The organism is Xanthomonas hortorum pv. pelargonii (genome assembly GCF_024499015.1).
GTDB lineage: Bacteria > Pseudomonadota > Gammaproteobacteria > Xanthomonadales > Xanthomonadaceae > Xanthomonas > Xanthomonas hortorum_B.
Genome location: NZ_CP098604.1, coordinates 250137 through 271089, shown reverse-complemented (window position 1 = coordinate 271089; position 20953 = coordinate 250137). Strand labels below are relative to the sequence as shown.

At 64.9% G+C, this 20953-nt stretch carries 15 protein-coding genes and 3 pseudogenes; 4 read left to right on the top strand and 14 right to left on the bottom strand.

What is annotated here, in order from left to right:
• Positions 1-3: 3 nt before the first annotated feature.
• Entirely contained in the window at positions 4-903 is a 900-nt protein-coding gene (locus NDY25_RS01170; protein ID WP_006449468.1) for a hydrogen peroxide-inducible genes activator, read from the bottom strand.
• Between the two features lie 116 nt (positions 904-1019).
• On the bottom strand, positions 1020-2789 hold the full coding sequence (locus NDY25_RS01165) for an ABC transporter transmembrane domain-containing protein (protein WP_256627715.1): 1770 nt from the start codon (positions 2787-2789) through the stop codon (positions 1020-1022).
• 309 nt (positions 2790-3098) lie between these two features.
• Here NDY25_RS01165 and NDY25_RS01160 point away from each other — a divergent pair.
• From NDY25_RS01160 to NDY25_RS23080, 3 genes and pseudogenes are all read left to right on the top strand, one after another.
• A pseudogene (locus NDY25_RS01160) lies at positions 3099-3509 on the top strand (LD-carboxypeptidase); the annotation flags it as partial.
• Between the two features lie 218 nt (positions 3510-3727).
• Positions 3728-4000, top strand: a complete 273-nt coding sequence (locus tag NDY25_RS01155; protein ID WP_256627714.1) for a hypothetical protein — start codon at positions 3728-3730, stop codon at positions 3998-4000.
• Positions 4000-4119, top strand: coding sequence for a hypothetical protein (locus NDY25_RS23080; protein WP_425526355.1), 120 nt, complete (start codon positions 4000-4002; stop codon positions 4117-4119). Before NDY25_RS01155 ends, NDY25_RS23080 begins: the two co-directional genes overlap by 1 nt.
• Positions 4120-4156: 37 nt before the next feature.
• Here NDY25_RS23080 and NDY25_RS01150 read toward each other — a convergent pair whose 3' ends face one another.
• The 10 genes and pseudogenes from NDY25_RS01150 to NDY25_RS01105 all read right to left on the bottom strand — a co-directional run bounded on the left by NDY25_RS01150 (position 4157) and on the right by NDY25_RS01105 (position 17988).
• Positions 4157-4759, bottom strand: coding sequence for an IMPACT family protein (locus NDY25_RS01150; protein ID WP_168958549.1), 603 nt, complete (start codon positions 4757-4759; stop codon positions 4157-4159).
• A 373-nt stretch (positions 4760-5132) separates the two neighbouring features.
• Positions 5133-5726, bottom strand: coding sequence for an LOG family protein (locus tag NDY25_RS01145; RefSeq protein WP_168958531.1), 594 nt, complete (start codon positions 5724-5726; stop codon positions 5133-5135).
• A 215-nt stretch (positions 5727-5941) separates the two neighbouring features.
• Complete coding sequence (gene lpdA / locus NDY25_RS01140) at positions 5942-7378, bottom strand: dihydrolipoyl dehydrogenase (protein ID WP_168958530.1); 1437 nt, start codon at positions 7376-7378, stop codon at positions 5942-5944.
• Between the two features lie 150 nt (positions 7379-7528).
• A complete protein-coding gene (gene sucB / locus NDY25_RS01135) occupies positions 7529-8740 on the bottom strand; it encodes a dihydrolipoyllysine-residue succinyltransferase (protein ID WP_256627713.1) in 1212 nt (403 codons plus the stop codon).
• 42 nt (positions 8741-8782) lie between these two features.
• The gene (locus NDY25_RS01130; RefSeq protein WP_168958528.1) at positions 8783-11611 is read right to left on the bottom strand and encodes a 2-oxoglutarate dehydrogenase E1 component; all 2829 of its coding nucleotides are present in this window, start codon (positions 11609-11611) and stop codon (positions 8783-8785) included.
• 181 nt (positions 11612-11792) lie between these two features.
• Positions 11793-12724: pseudogene (locus NDY25_RS01125) on the bottom strand (GNAT family N-acetyltransferase).
• Complete coding sequence (locus NDY25_RS01120; protein ID WP_256627712.1) at positions 12721-14220, bottom strand: ribosomal protein uL16 3-hydroxylase; 1500 nt, start codon at positions 14218-14220, stop codon at positions 12721-12723. Before NDY25_RS01120 ends, NDY25_RS01125 begins: the two are co-directional and overlap by 4 nt.
• Before the next feature lie 333 nt (positions 14221-14553).
• Complete coding sequence (locus NDY25_RS01115; RefSeq protein WP_168958526.1) at positions 14554-15159, bottom strand: DUF3060 domain-containing protein; 606 nt, start codon at positions 15157-15159, stop codon at positions 14554-14556.
• Between the two features lie 78 nt (positions 15160-15237).
• Positions 15238-16605 (bottom strand): adenylosuccinate lyase, encoded by a 1368-nt coding sequence (gene purB, locus NDY25_RS01110; RefSeq protein WP_168958525.1) that lies wholly within the window; start codon positions 16603-16605, stop codon positions 15238-15240.
• A 36-nt stretch (positions 16606-16641) separates the two neighbouring features.
• Positions 16642-17988 carry a hemolysin family protein gene (locus NDY25_RS01105; protein WP_168958524.1) on the bottom strand — a complete coding sequence of 449 codons (1347 nt, stop codon included), beginning with the start codon at positions 17986-17988 and terminating at the stop codon, positions 16642-16644.
• Between the two features lie 266 nt (positions 17989-18254).
• Between NDY25_RS01105 and NDY25_RS01100 the strand changes: the two genes are divergently transcribed.
• Entirely contained in the window at positions 18255-19661 is a 1407-nt protein-coding gene (locus NDY25_RS01100; protein WP_168958523.1) for a class II fumarate hydratase, read from the top strand.
• Positions 19662-19788: 127 nt separating this feature from the next.
• Here NDY25_RS01100 and NDY25_RS01095 read toward each other — a convergent pair whose 3' ends face one another.
• Both NDY25_RS01095 and NDY25_RS01090 read right to left on the bottom strand, forming a co-directional pair.
• Positions 19789-20211, bottom strand: coding sequence for a hypothetical protein (locus tag NDY25_RS01095; RefSeq protein ID WP_104550555.1), 423 nt, complete (start codon positions 20209-20211; stop codon positions 19789-19791).
• 208 nt (positions 20212-20419) lie between these two features.
• A pseudogene (locus NDY25_RS01090) lies at positions 20420-20951 on the bottom strand (DUF2884 family protein).
• Between the last annotated feature and the right edge of the window lie 2 nt (positions 20952-20953).

Sequence of the window (20953 nt, the reverse complement as noted above, 5' to 3'; positions counted from 1 at the left end):
TTCCTATGCGGCCACCGCACGCAGGAGATCGGCGATCAGGCCGAAGGCCGGCGCGCGTCCTGCGCCTTGCCGCCACAACAGCCCGATCTCCCTATAGTAGCGTCCGCCTTTGATCGGCCGAACGACGACGTCGTCGCCCTCGCGGATTTCCTGGCGCACATACAGGTCTGGCAATAGTGCAAGACCCATGCCCATCCCGGCCATCTGGCGGATCGCATCCAGGCTGGTGCCTTCGTAATCGCGCAGGACAGTGGCGCCGACGTCCATGGCGATCGCGGCGATCTGTTCGGCCAGCCGGTATTCCGGCATCAACGTCAGCAGGTTGGCACCGCGCAGATCGGCCGGTGTGATGAAGGTTTTGGCACGCAACGGGTGATCGGCGGCCATGGTCACGTGCAGCGGTTCGCGGAACAGCCGCTCGCTATGCAGGCCGCGCCCGGCGACCGGCAATTGCGCAAGGATCACGTCATGCAGACCGCTGGCCAGGCCTGCGGCCAGCACCGTCGGCAAGCCTTCGCGCACATGCACGCGCAGCGCCGGGTGCTCGCGGTGCAGGCGCGCGACCAGGCTCGGCATCAGGTACGCGCCGAGCGTGGGCGACACGCCGAGCCGGATGGTGCCGATCAGCGTGTCGGCCGAGGTGGCGCGCACTTCTTCCAGGTCGGTGATGTCGAGCAGGATGCTGCGTGCGCGGTCGAGCAGATCGCGTCCCAGCGGCGTCAGGATCGCCGGCACGCCGCGTTCGAACAGCGCTGCACCGATGATGGTTTCGAAGGCGCGAATCTGCTGCGACAGCGAGGGTTGCGACACGCCCATCTGCTCGGCGGCGCGGGTGAAGCTGCCGGTGTCGGCGAGCGCGACAAAATAACTGAGCTGGCGGATGGTGGTTCTAGGGCGAGGCATGTGTCACTTGGTTACCGTCACAGCGTTACTTCCAGAGTGCTCAAAGCGCACCACCGGCAATGCGCCGGTGAGCGAAACGTACCGCCATGTCACTCAGGCAACAGCGCATCCAGGCGTCACTGATCGATGAACTGTAGCCGCGCCAGCTCTGCATACAGGCCGCCTTCGGCAATCAATTGCGCATGCGTGCCCTGTGCGACGATGCGGCCGGCATCCATCACCACGATGCGGTCGGCCTTGAGCACGGTGGCCAGGCGATGGGCGATGACCAGCGTGGTGCGGCCTTCCATCAGCCGGTCCAGCGCCTGCTGCACGGCACGCTCGCTCTGCGCGTCCAGCGCGCTGGTGGCCTCGTCCAGCAGCAGGATCGGCGCGTCCTTGAGCAATGCACGTGCGATCGCCACACGCTGCTGCTGGCCGCCGGACAGGCGTGCGCCGCGTTCGCCCAGTTCGCTGGCATAGCCCTGCGGCAGGGCGCGAATGAAGACATCGGCTTCGGCGGCAACGGCAGCGGCTTCCACTTGCGCATCGCTCGCTTCCAGGCGCCCATAACGGATGTTGTCGGCGGCGCTGGCGGCAAACAGCGTGGGTTGCTGCGGCACCAAGGCAATGCGTTCGCGCAGCAGCACCGGGTCGGTGTCGCGCAGATCCACATCGTCGACGCGCAGCTTGCCGCTGACCGGGTCGTGGAAACGCAGCAACATCGACAGCACCGTGCTCTTGCCGGCGCCGGAGGGCCCGACCAGCGCCACGGTTTCGCCCGGAAGGACATGCAGATCGAAGTGATCCAGGGCAGGCGCATCGGGGCGCTGCGGATAATGAAACACCACCTGATCGAAATGGATCGCACCGCGCAACGGCTGCGGCAATGGCTGCGGCGTGGCCGGCGCGACGATGGCCGGTTGCTCGTCGAGCAATTCGCCAACGCGGCCCATGCCGCCGGCCGCGCGCTGCAACTCGTTCCAGACCTCGGCCAATGCGCCGACCGAACCACCGCCGATCAACGCGTACAACACGAATTGCCCCAGCGTGCCGGGCGTCATGCGCCCGCCGATCACATCGTGCGCACCCAGCCACAGCACCCCGACGATCGCGCCGAAAATCAGCATGATCGCCACCGCAGTGACGGTGGCCTGGGTACGGATGCGCAGCCGCGCGGTTTCGATCGCCGCCAACAAGGCCTGGCTGAAACGGTGGCTTTCGTAGCCTTCGCGCGCATGCGCCTGCACGGTGCGCACCGCGCCCAGCGTTTCGGCGGCCAGCGTGTTGGCGTCGGCCACACGGTCCTGGCTCGCGCGCGAGATCTTCTGCAGGCGGCGTGCGCCCAGCACGATCGGCAGCACTGCCAGCGGGATGCCGATCAGCGTGAACCCGGCCAGCCGCGGGCTGGTGACGAACAGCATCACCATGCTGCCGATCACCGTCACCGAGCTGCGCAACGCCACCGACATGGTGGTGCCGATCACCCCACGCAGCAGCTCGCTGTCGGCCGACAGGCGCGAGACCAGCTCGCCGCTGCGGCTGCGATCATGAAAGCCGGCGTCCAGCCCGATCAGATGCGCGTACAACCGGCCACGCAGATCGGCGACGACTTTTTCGCCCAGCAACGCGACGAAGTAAAAGCGCGCGGCCGTGGCCAATGCCAGCACCACCGCCACCGCAAACAACAGCGCGAAGGCCTGATTGATCTGCGAACCGCCGGAGAAACCGTGGTCGATCATCTGCTTGACCGCCGCCGGCAGGCTCAAGGTGGCGGCCGAGGAAATGGCCAGTGCGATCAGCCAGGCGGCGAACAGGCCACGCTGGCGCTGCACGAACGGCCACAAGGTGCGCAGGCTGCCAAGCTTCCGCAATGGGCTGGGCCTGGCGGCGGCTGGCTGGTTCATGCGGCTTCCGGTGTTGAGAGGTGGACACGACTGCGAATGGCGTTGCACGGCCCCTTTTTCAAGCGTGTGCGAGCCCACAGGGCAAGTGTAGGGTAACCAGTGCGCGGTGCATCAGGATGTGTGACGCACCTCGGGTAAATGAGAAGGAGGGACTCTGCATCAAAAGCATCGCTTCTCTAAAAGCACTGCAACTTCGGTATTGGTCGTTGAAGGTAGCACCAGCCACGTCAAAATTAAAAAAGTAGAGCTGCTGCAGATGAAAACGACTCGGCGAAAATTTTTGGAACCGCCACTGGCGGCGCAGCGCTGATGCTGGCGTCGTTCGGACTTGCTGCACGTGCGCGCGTCGGCGCGCGGGGAGTGCAGGCCCGTGCTGTACAAGGTCAGTCTCGTCCGGTACCTGCGCTCAACGCAGGTGACAAGGTCGCCATTGTTGCACCGGCCTCCCCATCGGGCGATGCGGAAAAGGCCGCCCAGTGGCTTCGAGCCCACGGATTTTCCGCGGAGATCATGCCTTCGGCAATGGAGAAGCTGGCGCCTCCGTTCGATTATCTGGCTGGAACCGACAGTGCGCGTGTAGACGATATCCACTATGCCTTTCTCTCCAGCGACATAAAGGCCGTCTGGTGCCTACGTGGTGGTTTTGGTGCCACCCGCTTACTCGATAAGCTCGACTACGCGCTGATAGGTGCCAATCCCAAGCCGTTCATTGGCTACAGCGATATCACCGCGTTGCACCTCGCGCTGCAAAAATACGCGGGTCTGGTGACATTTCATGGTCCCATGCTGGCTTCTGACCTGGTACAAGAAAAACTTCCACCCACTGCTTCGCTCATCCTTGATCTGTTGTCCGGACGTCTGCCATCGGGCAGTTTGATCCTTCCCCGCCGATGTACCCGGTCGCTACGCTTGTGGATGGAACTGCACAGGGGAGGCTGGTGGGAGGCAACCTGTCGCTGCTGTGCAGCACCCTCGGTACGCCCTACGAGGTGGACTCCACGGATGCCATCCTCTTTCTCGAAGACACCGAGATCGCATTGCCTCGGCTGGATCGTTTGCTCACGCAATTGCGGTTGGCTGGCAAGCTGCGCTCGATCAGAGGGCTCTTGTTAGGCAGGTTCGTGATCGCCGGCGAAACTCCGGCGGCAACGCCCTCCAGTATGGCCAACGCCTTATTCAATGAGTTTTTTTGCCGCTCAAGATTCCGGTGATGGTCAATTGGTCAAGCGGCCACGTCGATCCCAATCTTGCATTGCCGCTGGGAGCTACGGTGTCGCTAGATACCGCGCAAGGTGCGATACGTTTGCTGAGCCAGGCAGTGGTCCAATAGCAGCCATGTGCACGCAATCCGCACGGTGGCTGATGTGTCAGCAGGTTTCCGCGCCAGTTAGTCGAGCCCGATTGCCTGTCGCATCGCGCAGTCGCTCTTTCAGGCCGAGAAGTTGATCGGCCGCTATGTGGATGTCTAGCAGGGCACCAGTTGCATCGAAACGCTCGTTGAGTTTAGTGGCGTGGAACGCATTGAGTGCGACGTGCACCACGCCAAGATCATCGAACCGGCATTGCAGTTCAAGCGCGCACAGCGTCATCAGTGGACGACGAGTGGCCATGCGCAGGCATTCCGCTGCCGTCCCGCCGTAGGCGCGCATCAATCCACCCGCGCCGAGCTTGATGCCGCCGTACCAACGCGTGACCACCACCACCACGCGGTCGTAGCCCTGGCCATCGATGGCCGCCAGAATCGGCCGGCCGGCGGTGCCGCTGGGCTCGCCATCGTCGCTGGAGCGGTATTCCTGCCCGAATCGGTACGCCCAGCAGTTGTGGGTGGCATCGGGCACGGACATGCGCTGCACGATCGCCAGCGCGTGCGCGGGCGATTCCAATGCAGCAGCGTTGGCCAGAAAGCGACTGTGCTTGATGTCCAGGCTGTGGTGCGCGTCAGCGGCGAGGGTATCGAGCATCGTCGCCATTCTATGCGAGCCGCTGGTGCCGGACGCTGCAGCCATCGTGCCGTTGCAAGCTTGCAGATCGGCAGGGTGTTCGGCGGCGCATTGCGACGGGTCGGATGCGCGATGGGTTCGCGCAGGCCGGGGGCGGTGACGCGCAGGCGCTGTGGTTGCGCTGTCGACCTGTCGGACAACATGCCACACGGTCCGCCGTGGCAGGGGCCGGGGTGTGCGGCATCGCGCTGGAGCCATTGCCGCATCAGTGAGATATGGCCCGGTGTGTCGCTGCGCCCCGCGCAGCTGACGTGTGACTACAACGCTGCTGCGTGCTTGCTGGTGCGCCTGCCCGACGCCGGACCTGGCAGGCGATGGGGCAGGGAGCGTGCGTCGCCTGGCATCACACCAGGGTGGAGCGGCGCTTCTCGTCGATCCACTTGGAAGCCTGCGCCGGCGTGTAGTGCTGCATCCACTCCAGCATCTGCGCCAGATCGTTGCCGTACCACAGGTCGGTGCGCTGGTCCGGATGCAGGAAGCGCTCTTCCACCATGCGATCGATCATGCCGATCAGCGGTGCGTAAAAGCCTTCGATATCCAGGAATGCGCAGGGCTTGTTGCCGATGCCCAGCTGGCGCCAGGTCAGCATCTCGAAGATCTCTTCCATGGTGCCGAAGCCGCCGGGCAGGGCGACGAAGGCATCGGACAGCTCGAACATGCGCATCTTGCGCTCATGCATGGAGCCGACGATTTCCAGCGTGGTCAGCCCGCGATGGGCCACTTCCCAATCGGCCAGCTGCTGCGGAATCACCCCGGTCACCTCGCCACCGGCCGCCAGCACCGCATTGGCCATCGTGCCCATCAGACCCACGTTGCCGCCGCCATAGACCAGGCGCAAGCCCTGCTCGGCGATGCGCTGACCCAGCGCGGTGGCACGCTCGGCGTAGGCGGGTTTGTTGCCGACATTGGAACCGCAGTAGACGCAGATCGATTTCATGGGATTCGGGAGTTGGGATTGGGAATTGGTAAAAACGCAGGCGGTGCTGATTGCACATGGTGCTGTCGGCAGAGCCCGCGCTGATGTGCCTGAAGTTCTTGCCAGGCTTGAAAAACATAACGCCGGGTTTTCACCCGGCGCCATGTCATTGCCGGAAGGGGGCGGGACCGGGAGCCGCCGTCGCGAATCCCCAATCCCGAATCCACCACTCCCGATCAGTTCGCCTTATGGATCGCGCGCTTGCTCACTGCCATTGCGGCATCGTGGATCGCTTCGGACAGCGTCGGATGCGCATGGCAGATGCGGGCCAGATCGTCGGCCGAGCCGTTGAACTCCATCGTCAGCACACCTTCGTGCACCAGTTCGGACACGCCCACGCCGACCAGGTGCATGCCCAGCACGCGGTCGGTTTCGGCATCGGCGATCACCTTGACGAAGCCGGCCGGCTCGCCCATGGCCACCGCACGGCCGATCGCCGCGAACGGGAAGCTGCCGGCCTTGTAGGCGACGCCCTCGGCCTTCAACTGCTGCTCGGTCTTGCCGACCCAGGCAATCTCCGGCTCGGTGTAGATGACCCACGGAATGGTGTCGAAGTTGACGTGGCCCGGCAGGCCAGCGATCAGTTCGGCAACCGCAATGCCTTCTTCGAAGCCCTTGTGCGCCAGCATCGGGCCGCGCACGCAGTCGCCGACCGCCCACACGCCATCGACGCCGGTGTGGCAATGCCCGTCCACTTCGATCTGGCCACGCTCGTTGAGCTTGACGCCGGTACCGTCGGCCAGCAGATTCTTGGTCGCAGCCTTGCGGCCCACGGCCACCAGCAACTTGTCCACGGTGAGGGTCTGCTCGCCGGCGGCGTCGGTGTAGCTGACCACCACCTGCTTGGCATCGCCGCTGCCGGTGATTTCGGTCTTGCTGACCTTGGCGCCGAGCTTGATATCCAGGCCCTGCTTCTTGAATTCCTTCAGTGCGGTCTTTGCCACTTCGGCATCGGCCAGGGCCAGGAAGTCCGGCAGCGCTTCGAGGATGGTGACCTCGGCGCCCAGACGCTTCCACACGCTGCCCAGTTCCAGGCCGATCACGCCGGCCCCGATCACTGCCATGCGCTTGGGCACGGCGGTGAAGTCCAGGCCGCCGACGTTGTCGACGATGGTGTCGCCTTCGAACTTGGCGAACGGCAGCTCGATCGACTCCGAGCCCGGAGCCAGGATCACATTGGTGCCCTTGAGCTCGATCTCGCCGCCTTCGTGCTGGGCGACCTTGACGATGTTGCCCGGCAGCAGCTGGCCGAAGCCGTAGTACGGCGTGATCTTGTTCGCCTTGAACAGCATCGCGATGCCGCCGGTGAACTGCTTCACGATCTTGTCCTTGCGGCCGATCATGGTGGGCACGTCCATCTTGGCGTCGTTGAAGCTGATGCCGTGGTCGCCGAACAGATGGCCCATGTTCCAGAACTGGCGCGAGGAATCCAGCAGCGCCTTGGACGGAATGCAGCCCACGCGCAGGCAGGTCCCGCCCAGGGCGGGCTTGCCGTCCTTGCCGAGTGCCGCGTCGATGCAGGCGACCTTCATGCCCAGCTGGGCCGCGCGAATCGCAGCGTGATAACCGGCCGGACCGGCACCGATGACGACGACGTCGAATTGTTCGCTCATTTCATTTGCTCACGGGAATGGGGAATAGGGAATGGAGAATCGCAAGAGCGCATGCGTGCGCCTGCCGCGTCCCATCCAGGTCCAGGCGGGAATGGAGCGGTCGATGGGCGCTTGTCCCATTCCCGAATCTCCATTCCCGATTCCCGGCTCTTACAGACCGAACAACATCCGGCCCGGGTTTTCCAGCTGGTTCTTGATGTCCACCAGGAACTGCACTGAATCCTTGCCGTCGATGATGCGGTGGTCGTAGGACAGCGCCAGATACATCATCGGCGCGATCACGACCTGGCCGTTCTCGGCGATCGGACGTTCCTTGATCGCGTGCATGCCCAGGATCGCGCTCTGCGGCGGGTTGATGATCGGGGTGGACAGCAGCGAGCCGAAGGTGCCGCCGTTGGTGATGGTGAAGGTACCGCCCTGCAGGTCGTCCAGGCCTAGCTTGCCGGCGCGCGCCTTGGCGGCGTAGTCGGCGATGCCCTGTTCGACTTCAGCGAACGACTGGCGCTCGACGTTACGCAGCACCGGCGTGACCAGGCCCTTCTCAGTCGACACCGCAATCGAGATGTCGCTGTAGCCGTGGTAGATGATGTCATCGCCGTCGATCGAGGCATTGACCAGCGGGAAGCGCTGCAGCGCGTTGGCGGCGGCCTTGACGAAGAAGCTCATGAAACCGAGCTTGATGCCGTGTGCCTTCTGGAATTCGTCCTGCAGTTCCTTGCGCGCGGCCGACACCTTGGCGAGGTTGACCTCGTTGAAGGTGGTCAGCATCGCGGTGGAGTTCTTGGACTCCATCAGGCGCTTGGCGATGGTCTTGCGCACGCGGGTCATCGGCACGCGCTCTTCCGGACGGGCGCCAGAGGCCTTGCCCACGCCGCCGGCTTTGGCGAAGTTGACGATGTCTTCCTTGGTCACCGCGCCGCGACGGCCGGTGCCGTCGACCTGCGCCGGATCCACGCCCTGGGTGATCGCGGCAAAACGCGCACCCGGGGGCAGTGCGTCGGCAGACGACTTGGAAGCAGGGGCGGGTGCAGCGGCGGCAGCTGCCGGAGCGGCAGCCGGTGCAGCAGCGGCAGGTGCCGGTGCCTCGGCCTTCTTCTCGTCGGCCGGTGCGGCCGCAGCCACCGCGCCCTCTTCGATGATCGCCAGGATCTGGTTGCTTGTGACCGTGCTGCCGGCTTCGAACTTGATTTCCTTCAGCACGCCGTCGACGGGCGAAGGAACTTCCAACACGACCTTGTCGGTTTCCAGGTCGACCAGATTCTCGTCGCGCTTGACCGCTTCGCCGGCCTTCTTGTGCCAGCTGGCGATGGTGGCGTCGGAAACGGATTCGGGCAGTACCGGAACTTTGACTTCGGTGGCCATTCGGGGAGCGTCCTAGTGTGTGCGTTCTTTGGGGAAGAGGAGTTATTCAGCGACTTGGTCGTTGAACGGATTGAGGAGCGCATCGGCGACCAGCTTCTGCTGTTCGACGATGTGGTCGGCCATGTGGCCGGCGGCAGGCGAGGGCGAGCGGGCACGGCCGGCGTAATGCAGGCTCTGGGCGCCGGTCAGGCAGAAGTTCAGATGGTGGCGAATCTGGTACCACGCACCCTGGTTCTGCGGTTCTTCCTGACACCACACCACATCGGTGGCGTTGGCATAGGCCTTGAGCTCGGCCGCCAGCTGCGCACGCGGGAACGGATACAGCTGCTCCACGCGCAGGATGGCGACGTCGTCCTGGCCGCGCTTGGTCTGGTCTTCGAGCAGGTCGTAATAGACCTTGCCCGAGCACAGCACCACGCGCTTGACCTTGCCGGCATCGGCCTTGGCATCGGGGATCAGATGCTGGAATTCGCCCTCGGCCAGTTCTTCCAGGCTCGACACTGCCAGCTTGTGGCGCAGCAGTGACTTGGGCGTCATCACCACCAGCGGCTTGCGGGTGGTCATGCGCATCTGCCGGCGGATCATGTGGAAGCACTGCGCCGGGGTGGTCGGCACGCACACCAGCATGTTCTCCAGCGCGCACAGCTGCAGGAAACGTTCCAGACGCGCGGAGCTGTGCTCCGGGCCCTGGCCTTCGTAGCCGTGCGGCAGGAACAGCGACAGGCCCGCGATGCGGCCCCACTTGGCTTCGCCGGCGGCGATGAACTGGTCGATCACCACCTGCGCGCCGTTGGCGAAGTCGCCGAACTGCGCTTCCCACACGCACAGCGCGTTCGGGTCGGTGGTGGAGTAGCCGTATTCGAAGCCCATCACTGCTTCTTCGCTGAGCAGCGAGTCGATCACGGTGGCGTCCTCGGGGTTCTCGACCAACTGGCGCAGCGGCATGTAATAGCTGTCGCTCTTCTGGTCGTGCAGGATCGCGTGACGGTGGAAGAACGTGCCACGACCGGCATCCTGGCCGACCAGGCGCAGCTTGTGGCCTTCGGCCAGCAGCGTTGCGTAGGCCAGGTTCTCGGCAAAGCCCCAGTCGCCGGCCTGCTGGCCGGCGGCCATCTTGACGCGATCGTCGTAGATCTTGGCCACACGTGCGTGCAGCTCCACGCCTTCCGGAATCGTGGTGATCAGCTTGGCCAGGCGGTCCAGCTGCTCGCGCTTGACGCGGGTGTCGACCGGATCAGCCGCAGTGCCGACCAGATACTTGGACCAGTCGATGGCGAATTCGTCCGGCTTGCGCGTGGCCAGTTCGGTAGTGTACTCGCCCGAATCGAGCTTGTTGCGGTAACCGTCGACCAGCGCCTTGGCTTCGTCGGCGCTCAGCACGCCGTCGCTTTCCAGCTTGTTGGCGTACAGCTCGCGGGTGGTCTTGTGCTTGCGGATGGTCTGGTACATCACCGGCTGGGTCGCTGCCGGTTCGTCGGCCTCGTTATGGCCCCAACGGCGGTAGCAGACCAGGTCGATGACCACGTCCTTCTTGAACTGCTGGCGGAACTCATAGGCCAGCTTGGACACGAACATCACCGCGTCCGGGTCGTCGCCATTCACGTGGAAGACCGGTGCGCCGATCATCTTGGCCACGTCGGTGCAGTACAGCGTGGAACGGGCGTCGTCGCGGGCGCTGGTGGTGAAGCCGATCTGGTTGTTGATGACGATGTGCACGGTGCCGCCAACGGCGAAACCGCGCGCCTGCGACATCTGGAACAGCTCCATCACCACGCCCTGGCCGGCAAATGCGGCATCGCCGTGGATCAGGATCGGCAGCACGGTCTTGCGCTCGGCATCGCCGAAGCGCTCCTGACGCGACCGCACGCTGCCGACCACGACCGGGTCGACGATTTCCAGATGCGAGGGGTTGAACGCCAGCGCCAGATGTACCTGCTTGTCGCTACCAACGGCGATGTCGGCCGAGAAGCCCATGTGGTACTTGACGTCGCCGGTGTGCGCGCGGTCGTCGTGGGCGTGCTCGAACTTGCCTTCGAACTCGTCGAACAGCTTGCGCGGGTTCTTGCCCAGCGTATTGACCAGCACGTTGAGGCGGCCGCGGTGGGCCATGCCGATCACGATGTCCTTGACCTGATCGTTGCCGGACTGGCGAATGATCTCGTCCATCATCGGGATCAGCGCATCGCCGCCTTCCAGCGAGAAGCGCTTCTGACCGACGTACTTGGTGTGCAGGTAGCGCTCCAGGCCTTCGGCGGCGGTGAGCCGCTCCAGCGTGCGCTTGCGGCTGGCCGCGTCGCCGGCGATCTTGCCGCCGGCATCTTCCAGGCGCTTGTAGATCCACTGGCGCTGGTCGAATTCCTGGATGTGCATGAACTCCGCGCCGATGGTGCTGGCGTAGGTCGCCTTCAGGCGGGCCAGCAGGTCCTTCAGCTTCATGCGCGGCTGACCACCGACACCGCCGGTGCTGAATTCGCTGTCCATATCGGCCTGCGAGAGGCTATGGAACGGCAGATCCAGATCGGGCGGATTGACCGGCGGGGTGAGGCCGAGCGGGTCGAGCTGCGCGCCGAGGTGACCACGCGCACGGTAGGCAGTGATCAGGCGGCCGACGTTGCGCTCGCGCTCGTCACTGGCACCCGCGCCGGTTCCGGCATTGGCTGCCTGCTTGGAGGCAGTGAGGATGTGGGCGATGGCGGCCGAGTGCGGCACATCCCCGGCATCGCGACCGTTGAAGTCGTCGAAATAGCTCTTCCACTTCGGATCGACACTGTCCGGGGCGACGAGGTACTGCTCGTACAGATCCTCGATATAGGCGGCGTTGCCGCCGGCGAGCTGCGATGACTGTGCGAACTGCTTTAGGAGATTATCCACGATGGTAAGTCGGGTCTGCTGTGAGGGATGATTGTGCGGAAGCGGCAGGGCAAGATGCCCTATCGGTCGGTATCAAATCTCGAAAAATTATACCCCCTTGCGCTAATGACAGGGCGTCTGCGAGCTGACCGGACGGGTAGGTCGACCGGCCTCGCACCTACGTGCGAAGGGCGCTGCGGCGTCAGATGCCGAGCGCGCGCGGTTCGCTCCAAAGCGCGCTGCGCTCCCATATCTGCGCGAATTCGCGCTCCAGCTGACGACTGCGCGCGGCGCCCGACAGCCAAGTTTCGCCGTCGTCGAAGCGGTGGCCTGTTGGACGAAAGTAGTAGGCATCATCGCCTACCACGTAGGCCGACGCGTAGCTGCCATCGACCGGATCGCTGACCGCACGGAAGCGAAACACGCTGGGCAGGCGCTGGGCCAGCCGCAACAGCGCGCTGCCACTGGCGTTGGCGCTTGCGGTGTCCTGCACCAGTACATGCACGCGTTTGTCATGCCGGGCGGTGGCGAAGCGACGCAGCGCATCGAGTGCCGCAACGTTGTCGAACAGCGGCGGATCCAGTGCACGCGTATAGATCAGCACCTGACGGCGCGCCGCACACAGCAGGCCGGTGGTGGCAGCCAGGGCTGCGCTCAGATGCTCGACTGCCATCGGGCCGTCGAGGCGGCGGTGCAGGGCAGTGCCTGCTGCGCCCGCCGTATCGAAGGCGCGGTCAGGACGAAACTCGGGGAGGCTTCGGGCAGAAAGCCGAGACGTGCGAACACCGCTTCGGCATGTGAGTTAACGCGTGCGCTCAGGCTGGGCCAGCCGCGTTGGCGGGCGGTGTCCACTGCGGCGGCGAGCAATTGGTCGGCAATGCCACGGCGGCGCCAGTCGGGGAGCACGCCGAGCCGGTCGATGCGTCGGTCGGGTGTGAGCCGCACCGCGGCGATCAGCTGGCCGTCGTCGGTACGCATGGCCAATTGCAGGCTGAGGGGATCCAGTGCGTCCCATTCGGCATCGCTGGTGGTGCCAGCGGTGCCGGTGGTGCACGCCAGGCGCAGCACACGCAGGGCCGCGGCGTCGAGCGCCGGATCCAGCGAGACGGTCTGCGGCCTGGCGTGGTGGTTCATGCGCGCTTGGGCGACGCGTCGGTGTCGCCAGCGTCCGATGCCTCGTCGTCGTCGCTGTCGTCGTTCTGAGCGGCGTCTTCGCCTTGCCCGGCGTCACCGGCTTCGTCCGGGCCGTCTGCGGCGTCTGCGACCTGCTCGACGTCGGCCTCGGCGTCGATCTCCTCGTCTGCATCCTGCGTATCGGTCTCGGCATCGTCGTGGTCGGCCGACAGGCTCAGCACGTGTGCCTGGTCGTCGTCGATGTCCTCGAAATCGTCGTCGTTCTCTTCGTGGGCGCGCTGATAATGGCCCTGCGCCAGCAGTTCCAGCACCACCTCGCGGCCGCGCACCGACAACTGCGCATACAGCGCGCCGTCGATTTCTTCGGCGGCGGCCAGGCGCGCGGCGTCCTTGGCCGACAACGCAAATTCCAGCCCGCTGCAGAACAGCGTGGCGCCACGCTTGGCACGCCGCCAGGCCGGTCGCGACCATGGATGGCGATGCAGCAACACGCCTTCTTCCAGGGCCTGCTCGACCGCCTCGCGCGGGATGGGTTCTGGCGCCGGTACCACGTCGCCGGAGGCGCGGTAAGTGGTCATGAAGCGGCCGAACCAGTCGCCCAGGCGATCCGGGTCGTTCATGCGCAGCGCGTTGAGCGCTGCGACCACGCGGTTCATCGCGGTGACGTCGATCTCGTACGGATCGGTGGGCACCTTGAGGTCTGCGTCCTGATAGCGCACGGCCTCGTCGGCGTCGGCGATCAAGGTGTCCAGATAGTCGCCGATCAGCTCGGCCGAGGACGGCGCGCGGGTGCCGATGGAGAAGGTCAGGCAGGCGTCTTCGGCCACGCCGTGGTGCGGCACCAGCGGCGGCAGATACAGCATGTCGCCCGGCCCCAGCACCCAATCGTGGGTGGGCTTGAAGGTGCTGAGCAGCTTGAGCTCGACATCGTCGCGGAATGCCAGCGGCGCGGCCTTGCGCCCCTGTTGCGCACGCGCGTCGATCTGCCAGCGGCGGTGGCCCTGGCCCTGCAGCAGGAACACGTCGTAATGGTCGACATGCGCGCCGACCGAGCCACCGGTGGCAGCGAAGCTGATCATGATGTCGTCGATACGCCAGCGCGGCAGGAAGCGGAACTGCTCCAGCAAGGCGCGTACGTCGGTGTCCCACTTGTCCACGTCCTGCACCAGCAAGGTCCAGTCGTGGTCGGGCAGGCCGGGGAAGTCGGTTTCCTGGAACGGGCCGGTGCGCACATTCCAGTCGTCGGTGGCGCGGTCGTGGCTGATCAGTCGCGCCAGCACGCCGTCTTCGCAGGCCAGGCCGGCCAGATCTTCGGGCTGCAGCGGCGACTGGAAGTCCGGGAACGCGTTACGGATCAACAGCGGGTGCTTGTGCCAGTAGTTGCGCAGGAAGCGCTCGACCGGCATGCCCAGCGGCTGGTCGCGGGTGGCATGGATCTCGAAAGGCAGCGGCGCGCCCTTTCTGGCGACGGTCTTTTTTGCGGCGGTCTTTTTCATGGTGTGACGGGTCCGACTGGGAAAAGCCGGCGCTGTGCGGCCGGCGAAGTGGCCTATTGTCGCCCAGCCCGCTGCGCGATGCCTTGCTGGCGTGTGTCGCAGAGGGGCCGGTGCACGTCCCGGCCACGCAGGCATGGCTGGGGATGCGCTGCTCGCGCCAGGTGTTTGCGGGCGTCGACGGCTTAGAGTGGCTAACAAAACAGAATGAGCCGTTGCCAGGTGGGTGCGGGCAGGGCTGGGCTGGGCAACCGATGCATACGCTTGCTGCACGATGAGTTCGAGCGCCGGCCGTGCCCGGCACGGCGGTGAGCGTCGTCGTCTTGTTAGCCTTTCTTAGCGGGTGGAGAGCTGGTTATCGCTACCGTAATCGTTGACGACCGCAGTGCCGGACTGTTGGGTGATGCGGTTGCCACGGCCGTGCAACGTGGCTGCAGCGATCGCCTGCGCCTGCACCTGATTGTCGTCGCCAGGCACCCGCAGCGTGTCGATGCGTCCGGCCTTGAGCGTGGATTTGCGGCCGAATAGCTCGACGGTCTTGGCATCGCTGGCCAGGGTGACCTGGGCAGCCTCGCCAACGATGCGCACCGCTTCGGCGCGCTCGATCTGGACGATCGCATGCTCACCCAGCACCGCGATCGTGCCGCAATCGCCCTTGAAGGTCAGATTGGCGTTCTGTCCGGTCAGGTCGACGTTATGCCCGTCGCAGCTGACCGTGCCGCTGGTCGAGGTGACCATCAGCGTCGGCCGCTCGCCCGTGCTGGCGACCTGGGTGGCGCCGTCCATGCTCGGGACCGATGGCACGGAAGGCACCGATGGCACCGGTGCGATCGACGTGGGGGCCGGCGCTTGCGGCGCGGCAGCGGCGGGCTCGGGAGCGGCCTGCTTTCCGCAGGCCACCAACGCGAGCAGGGACACATACAGCAGCGAGCGCAATGCCATGGCAATACTCCTGACAGCTGGATACAACGCAATGATGCGGGTCGCCGCAATGCGGCCAGATCGGGTGCGGCAGTCAGGTCAGATGGCGCGCGCCAGCTGTTCGGCCAGGCCGGTATAGGCGCCGGGCGTCAACGCGCGCAGACGCTGCTTGTCTTCTTCGGGCAACTGCAGGCTTTCCACAAACGCCTGCATCGAGGCGGCGGTGATGCCCTGGCCGCGGGTTAGGGCCTTCAATTGTTCGTACGGATTGGGCAGGCCGTGGCGGCGCATCACCGTCTGCACGGCTTCGGCCAGCACTTCCCAGGCGGCGTCCAGATCGGCGTTCAAACGCTCCGGGTTGACGGTCAGCTTGCCCAGGCCCTTGGCCAGCGAATCCAGCGCGACCTGGGTGTGGCCGAACGCGGTGCCGAGTGCGCGCAGCACGGTGGAGTCGGTGAGGTCGCGCTGCCAGCGGCTGATCGGCAGCTTGGCGGAAAAATGCTCGAACAATGCATTGGCAATGCCGAAATTGCCTTCGGCATTTTCGAAGTCGATCGGGTTGACCTTGTGCGGCATGGTCGAGGAGCCGACTTCGCCTTCTTTGAGCTTCTGCTTGAAGTAGCCCAGCGAGATGTAGCCCCAGATGTCGCGCGACAGATCGATCAGGATGGTGTTGACGCGACGGCTGGCGTCGCCGATTTCGGCCACGTTGTCGTGCGGCTCGATCTGGGTGGTGTAGGGGTTGAACACCAGCCCCAGGCTTTCGACGAAGCGCTGCGCGAATGCGGCCCAATCCAGGTCCGGGTACGACACCAGGTGCGCGTTGTAATTGCCGACCGCGCCATTGATCTTGCCGGTCAGTTCGACCGCGGCGATTTGCTTGCGCTGGCGCTCCAGGCGCGCGACCACGTTGGCGATCTCCTTGCCCAGCGTGGTGGGCGAGGCGGTCTGGCCATGCGTGCGCGACAGCATCGGCTGGCCGGCCTGTGCATGGGCCAGCGTGCGCAACGACGCAGTGATGCCATCCAGCGTCGGCAGCAGCACCTCGCGGCGTGCCTGGTCCAGCATCAGGCCGTAGCTGAGGTTGTTGATGTCCTCGCTGGTGCAGGCGAAATGCACGAATTCCAGCGCCGGGCCCAGCTCGGCATCGTCCTTGAGCTGTTCCTTGATGAAGTATTCCACCGCCTTGACGTCATGGTTGGTGGTGCGCTCGATCTGCTTGACGCGTGCGGCGTGGGTCACGCTGAAGTCGTCGGCCAGGCGGCGCAGGGTTTGCGTGGCGGCCGCCGAGAACGGCGCCAGCTCGGCAATGCCCGGCTCGGCGGCCAGTGCCAGCAGCCATTCGATCTCGACCTTGACCCGTGCCTTGATCAGGCCGTATTCGGAAAAGATCGGGCGCAGCGCATCCACCTTGGAGGCGTAACGGCCGTCGAGCGGGGACAGGGCGAGCAGGGCGGAATCCGACATGGGCAGGGCACTGGGAGGCTGGCGGGGGTGAGTATTCTACGCCGCCCCGGCGCTCGCTTCGCCGATCGGGCGGACGGTGATGGCCTGGATCCGGTGCCCGTCCATCCGCCGCACGGTCAGCGCGTGGCCGTCCAGCTGCAGGGTTTCGCCTTCTTCCGGCAGCCGCTGCAGCCTGTGCACGATCAGCCCGCCGACCGAATTGACGTGGTCCGGCGCGCTCAGATCCCGGCCGAGCAGGCGTTCCAGGCGGAAGATCGAGGTGCTGCCGGCCACCAGCAGCGAACCGTCCTGGCTGCGGATCGGGGCATCGCGCACCACGTGGCGGTGCTCGTCCTCGATCTCGCCGACCACCACTTCCAGCAGGTCTTCCAGGGTGAAGAAGCCCAGGATGCGGCCCTGGTCCTCTACGCACAGCGCCAGATGGGTGGCACCGGTGCGGAACTGTTCCAGCGCGCTGGGGATCGGGGTTTCCAGGGTCAGCAGGGTGGCCGGGCGCAGCAGCGGGCGCAGATCGTCCAGGTCCTGGCCGCGCGCCATCGCCACCAGCAGGTCCTTGGTATGCAGGATGCCCAAGACCTGCTCGCCCTCGGCATCGAACCACGGGTAGCGGCTGTAGCGCGACTCGCTGAACTCGGCCAGCACCGATTCCAGCGTCATGCCTTCGCGCAGGCTGCGCATGTGCTCGCGCGGGCGCATCAGGTCGCCGGCGACCAGGTCGGGCAATTCCAGCGCGTGGCTCATCAAGGCCAGCCCGTGATCGGGCGTGGCCGCGTTGGGATCCTGGCGGCCGACGATCAGCATCAATTCTTCGCGCGAATAGCGATGCGATTGATGCTCCACCTCGCCCCAGCCGAGCACGCGCAGCAACCGATTGGCGCTGGTATTGAGCACCCAGATCGCCGGGTACATGACCCAGTAAAAGACGTAGAGCGGCGCAGCGGTCCACAGCGACATCAGCTCCGGACGGCGAATGGCCATGGTCTTGGGCGCCAGTTCGCCCAGCACGATGTGCAAAAACGAAATCAGGCTGAAGGCAATGGCCAGTGCAGTGAATTGCGCCGCTTCCGGCGACAGGCCGAGCAGGTCGAACAGCGGCTGCAGCAGATGCGCAAACGCAGGCTCGCCGACCCAGCCCAAGCCGAGCGAGGCCAGGGTAATACCGAGCTGGCATGCCGACAGGTACGCATCCAGATGCGCATGCACCCCCAGCAGCAAACGCCCGCGCCAACCGTTGTTTTGCGCCAGACCCACCGCCTGGGTGTGGCGCAGTTTGACCAGCGCGAATTCGGCGGCAACGAAGAAGCCATTCAACAGCACCAGCAACAATGCGACCAACAGCAGCAGCACATTACCGAGCATGGCGTACGCCTGCGTGCTGTGCATCGGCGATAGGTCGAGGCGTTAGTTGCTGCGCTTGCGCGATGCTGCGGTATGCAAAGAGTAAGACGCAGGTGCTGCGTTTCTACAGTCAGGGTCGTCGCCCATGGCGGCGTGGTACCTCGTATTGATCGATGGGCAGTCTAGCCCACGGGTTGCGACGACATGGCCGCAACGCTGCGAGCGAGTATCGTAGGTAGCCTCGCCAGCCCGGGTACGCCCGCTGCCAGCCCTTCCTTGACCACAAATCCAACGATGTGCGGAGAGTGCAGATGAGCGAACGTTTCAGGACCGAACACGACAGCATGGGCGAATTGCAGGTACCCGCCGATGCATTGTGGGGCGCGCAAACCCAGCGTGCCGTGCAGAATTTCCCGGTGTCAGGTCAGCCGATGCCGCGTGGCTTCATTCGCGCGCTGGGCTTGATCAAGGCCGCCGCAGCCGACGTCAATGCAGAACTGGGATTGCTGCCCAAGTCGATCGCCAAGACGGTGCAGGACGCCGCCTTGCAGGTGGCCGAGGGCACCTTCGATGCGCAATTTCCGATCGATGTCTATCAGACCGGCTCGGGCACCTCATCCAACATGAATGCCAACGAGGTGATCGCCACGCTGGCCACGCGTGCCGGCAAGGACGCGGTGCATCCCAACGATCACGTCAATCTCGGGCAGAGTTCCAACGACGTGATCCCGACCGCCATCCGCGTGTCTGCGTTGCTTGCGGTGCAGGAGCACTTGCAGCCCGCGCTCAAGCATCTGCGCAAGACCATCGACAAACGCGCCAAGGGGCTGCGCAAGGTGGTCAAGACCGGGCGCACGCATCTGATGGATGCGATGCCGCTGACCTTCGGCCAGGAATTCGGCGCATGGTCGGCGCAGCTGAGTTCGGCGCAGGAGCGCATCGACGACGCGCTCAAGCGTTTGCGGCGTCTGCCGCTGGGCGGCACCGCGATCGGCACCGGCATCAATGCCGATCCGCGTTTCGGCGGCAAGGTGGCCAAGGCCTTGTCGAGCCTGAGCAAATTCAAGTTCGAGAGTGCCGACAACAAGTTCGAAGGCCTGGCCGCGCAGGACGATGCGGTGGAACTCTCCGGCCAGCTCAATGCGCTGGCAGTGGCCTTGATCAAGATCGCCAATGATCTGCGCTGGATGAATGCCGGCCCGTTGGCGGGGCTGGGCGAGATCGAATTGCCGGCGCTGCAGCCGGGTAGCTCGATCATGCCGGGCAAGGTCAATCCGGTGATTCCCGAAGCCACCGTGATGGCCTGCGCGCAGGTCATCGGCCACCACACCGCGATTACCGTGGCCGGGCAGACCGGCAACTTCCAGTTGAATGTGACCCTGCCGCTGATCGCCTACAACCTGCTGGATTCGATCACCCTGCTGGGCAATGTGTCGCGTCTGCTGGCCGATACCGCAATCGCCGGGCTGAAAGTGCGTCAGGAACGCGTGCGCGAGGCGCTGGATCGCAATCCGATCCTGGTCACTGCACTCAACCCGATCATCGGCTACGAGAAGGCCGCTGCGATCGCCAAGCGCGCCTACAAGGAGCAGCGCCCGGTGCTGGACGTGGCCCTGGAAGACAGCGGGCTCAGCGAAGCGGATCTGCGGCGTTTGCTGGATCCGGCCGCGCTGACGCTTGGCGGCATCCAGGCGGGCAGCAGTGGGAGCGGTGGCTGATCCCTACTGTGTGTGTGTAGGAGCGCACTTGTGCGCGATGGGGACTTCCCGATGAAGCCACATCGCGCACAAGTGCGCTCCTACGCAAGGTTCTTGCCAATCTACGGTCTTCGCGCAACTTCGCTACTCAGTGCCGCTCGGCCTGCACGTTGCCGAAGCTCTCGCGATACGGCTGCAGCGACGGGATCTCATTGAGTAATTCGCCGCTGATCTTCTGTATTTCCGGGGTGACCGTCAGCTTGATCGATTTGTACTCCGGGTCCGCCCCGGCATCATTGACCGCCTGCTGACGCAGCATCTGCAGATGCCCGAACAACAGCTGCAGCTTGGCGCGCGTCGGCTCTTTCTGCGGTAGCGCAATATCGTCGATCTTCAGTGTGCCGTCCGGGGTGATTTCCGCATTGGCAGCCGGTGGGCGGCGGATCATCACCGATTGTGTGGTGATCGCAACGCGCGGCTTGCCACGTTCGGCGCGCCGGGACGACTGGTCGCCGCAGGCGGCGAGAGTGCACAGCAGCAGCGCCATGCAGAGCATCACGAACTTGTTCATGGGGTCGATGGGTTGAGGGGAGCGCACTAGTGTAATCCCGCCCGGTCAGGCGATCCGGGCCGATGGCACATCGCTTGGCTGACAAAATGTCGCAGGCCAAGGTGGCGCTCAACTTGCGCGCGCAGGAATCGGCGTGGTCATACGCTCCATCCGATTCGGGAAGCCGCTGCGCCTGCCAACGCTTGCGCAGCGGCTGTTACTGCCGCACTTACTTGCGGCAGTCGTCGACGTCGTGTTGCGTGAGGGGTGGAGTAGGGCGCAAACGCCGGCACCAGTTGCGCGGCGGCGTCTTGTGCGTTGCGCAGCTTGGCCAGCTGATCGCAGATCTGCATGGCGTTGTGCTTGAAGGTTTCCGCCTGCGCCTCGATCTTGTCGCCGATCTGGTCGGTGTTGCCGCTGAGCACGCCCTTGAGCGCTTCGCCCGCCGCATGCGCGCCGAACGCTGCGCCTTGGGTGCCGATGTCGATGCCTTTTTCGGCCACGCCCTGAATCTGCGTGTAGAAGCCGCGCATCGCCTGCTGCTGCGCATCGTTCAAGGCCACTGGCTTGCCATCAATGCTCAGTGCGCCATCCACACCGATGGTGGCTGCAGGCAGGCCGTCACGCTTGAGCGTCACGCTCTTGCCGTTGAAGATCACGCCACTCCCGTTGGCCTGTCCCGATACGTCGACCGTGGGCTCGGACTTGCCACAACCGACCAACAGCGCGCTCGCCAATACCGCAGAAATCAACAGTTTCATCA

Bases quoted from the DNA above. Each gene is read 5' to 3' on its own strand.
- NDY25_RS01170 (WP_006449468.1), bottom strand. From the start codon at position 903: ATGCCTCGCCCTAGAACCACCATCCGCCAGCTCAGTTATTTTGTCGCG.
- NDY25_RS01165 (WP_256627715.1), bottom strand. From the start codon at position 2,789: ATGAACCAGCCAGCCGCCGCCAGGCCCAGCCCATTGCGGAAGCTTGGC.
- NDY25_RS23080 (WP_425526355.1), top strand. From the start codon at position 4,000: ATGGTCAATTGGTCAAGCGGCCACGTCGATCCCAATCTTGCATTGCCG.
- NDY25_RS01150 (WP_168958549.1), bottom strand. From the start codon at position 4,759: ATGGCGACGATGCTCGATACCCTCGCCGCTGACGCGCACCACAGCCTG.
- NDY25_RS01145 (WP_168958531.1), bottom strand. From the start codon at position 5,726: ATGAAATCGATCTGCGTCTACTGCGGTTCCAATGTCGGCAACAAACCC.
- lpdA (WP_168958530.1), bottom strand. From the start codon at position 7,378: ATGAGCGAACAATTCGACGTCGTCGTCATCGGTGCCGGTCCGGCCGGT.
- sucB (WP_256627713.1), bottom strand. From the start codon at position 8,740: ATGGCCACCGAAGTCAAAGTTCCGGTACTGCCCGAATCCGTTTCCGAC.
- NDY25_RS01120 (WP_256627712.1), bottom strand. From the start codon at position 14,220: ATGAAAAAGACCGCCGCAAAAAAGACCGTCGCCAGAAAGGGCGCGCCG.
- NDY25_RS01115 (WP_168958526.1), bottom strand. From the start codon at position 15,159: ATGGCATTGCGCTCGCTGCTGTATGTGTCCCTGCTCGCGTTGGTGGCC.
- purB (WP_168958525.1), bottom strand. From the start codon at position 16,605: ATGTCGGATTCCGCCCTGCTCGCCCTGTCCCCGCTCGACGGCCGTTAC.
- NDY25_RS01105 (WP_168958524.1), bottom strand. From the start codon at position 17,988: ATGCACAGCACGCAGGCGTACGCCATGCTCGGTAATGTGCTGCTGCTG.
- NDY25_RS01100 (WP_168958523.1), top strand. From the start codon at position 18,255: ATGAGCGAACGTTTCAGGACCGAACACGACAGCATGGGCGAATTGCAG.
- NDY25_RS01095 (WP_104550555.1), bottom strand. From the start codon at position 20,211: ATGAACAAGTTCGTGATGCTCTGCATGGCGCTGCTGCTGTGCACTCTC.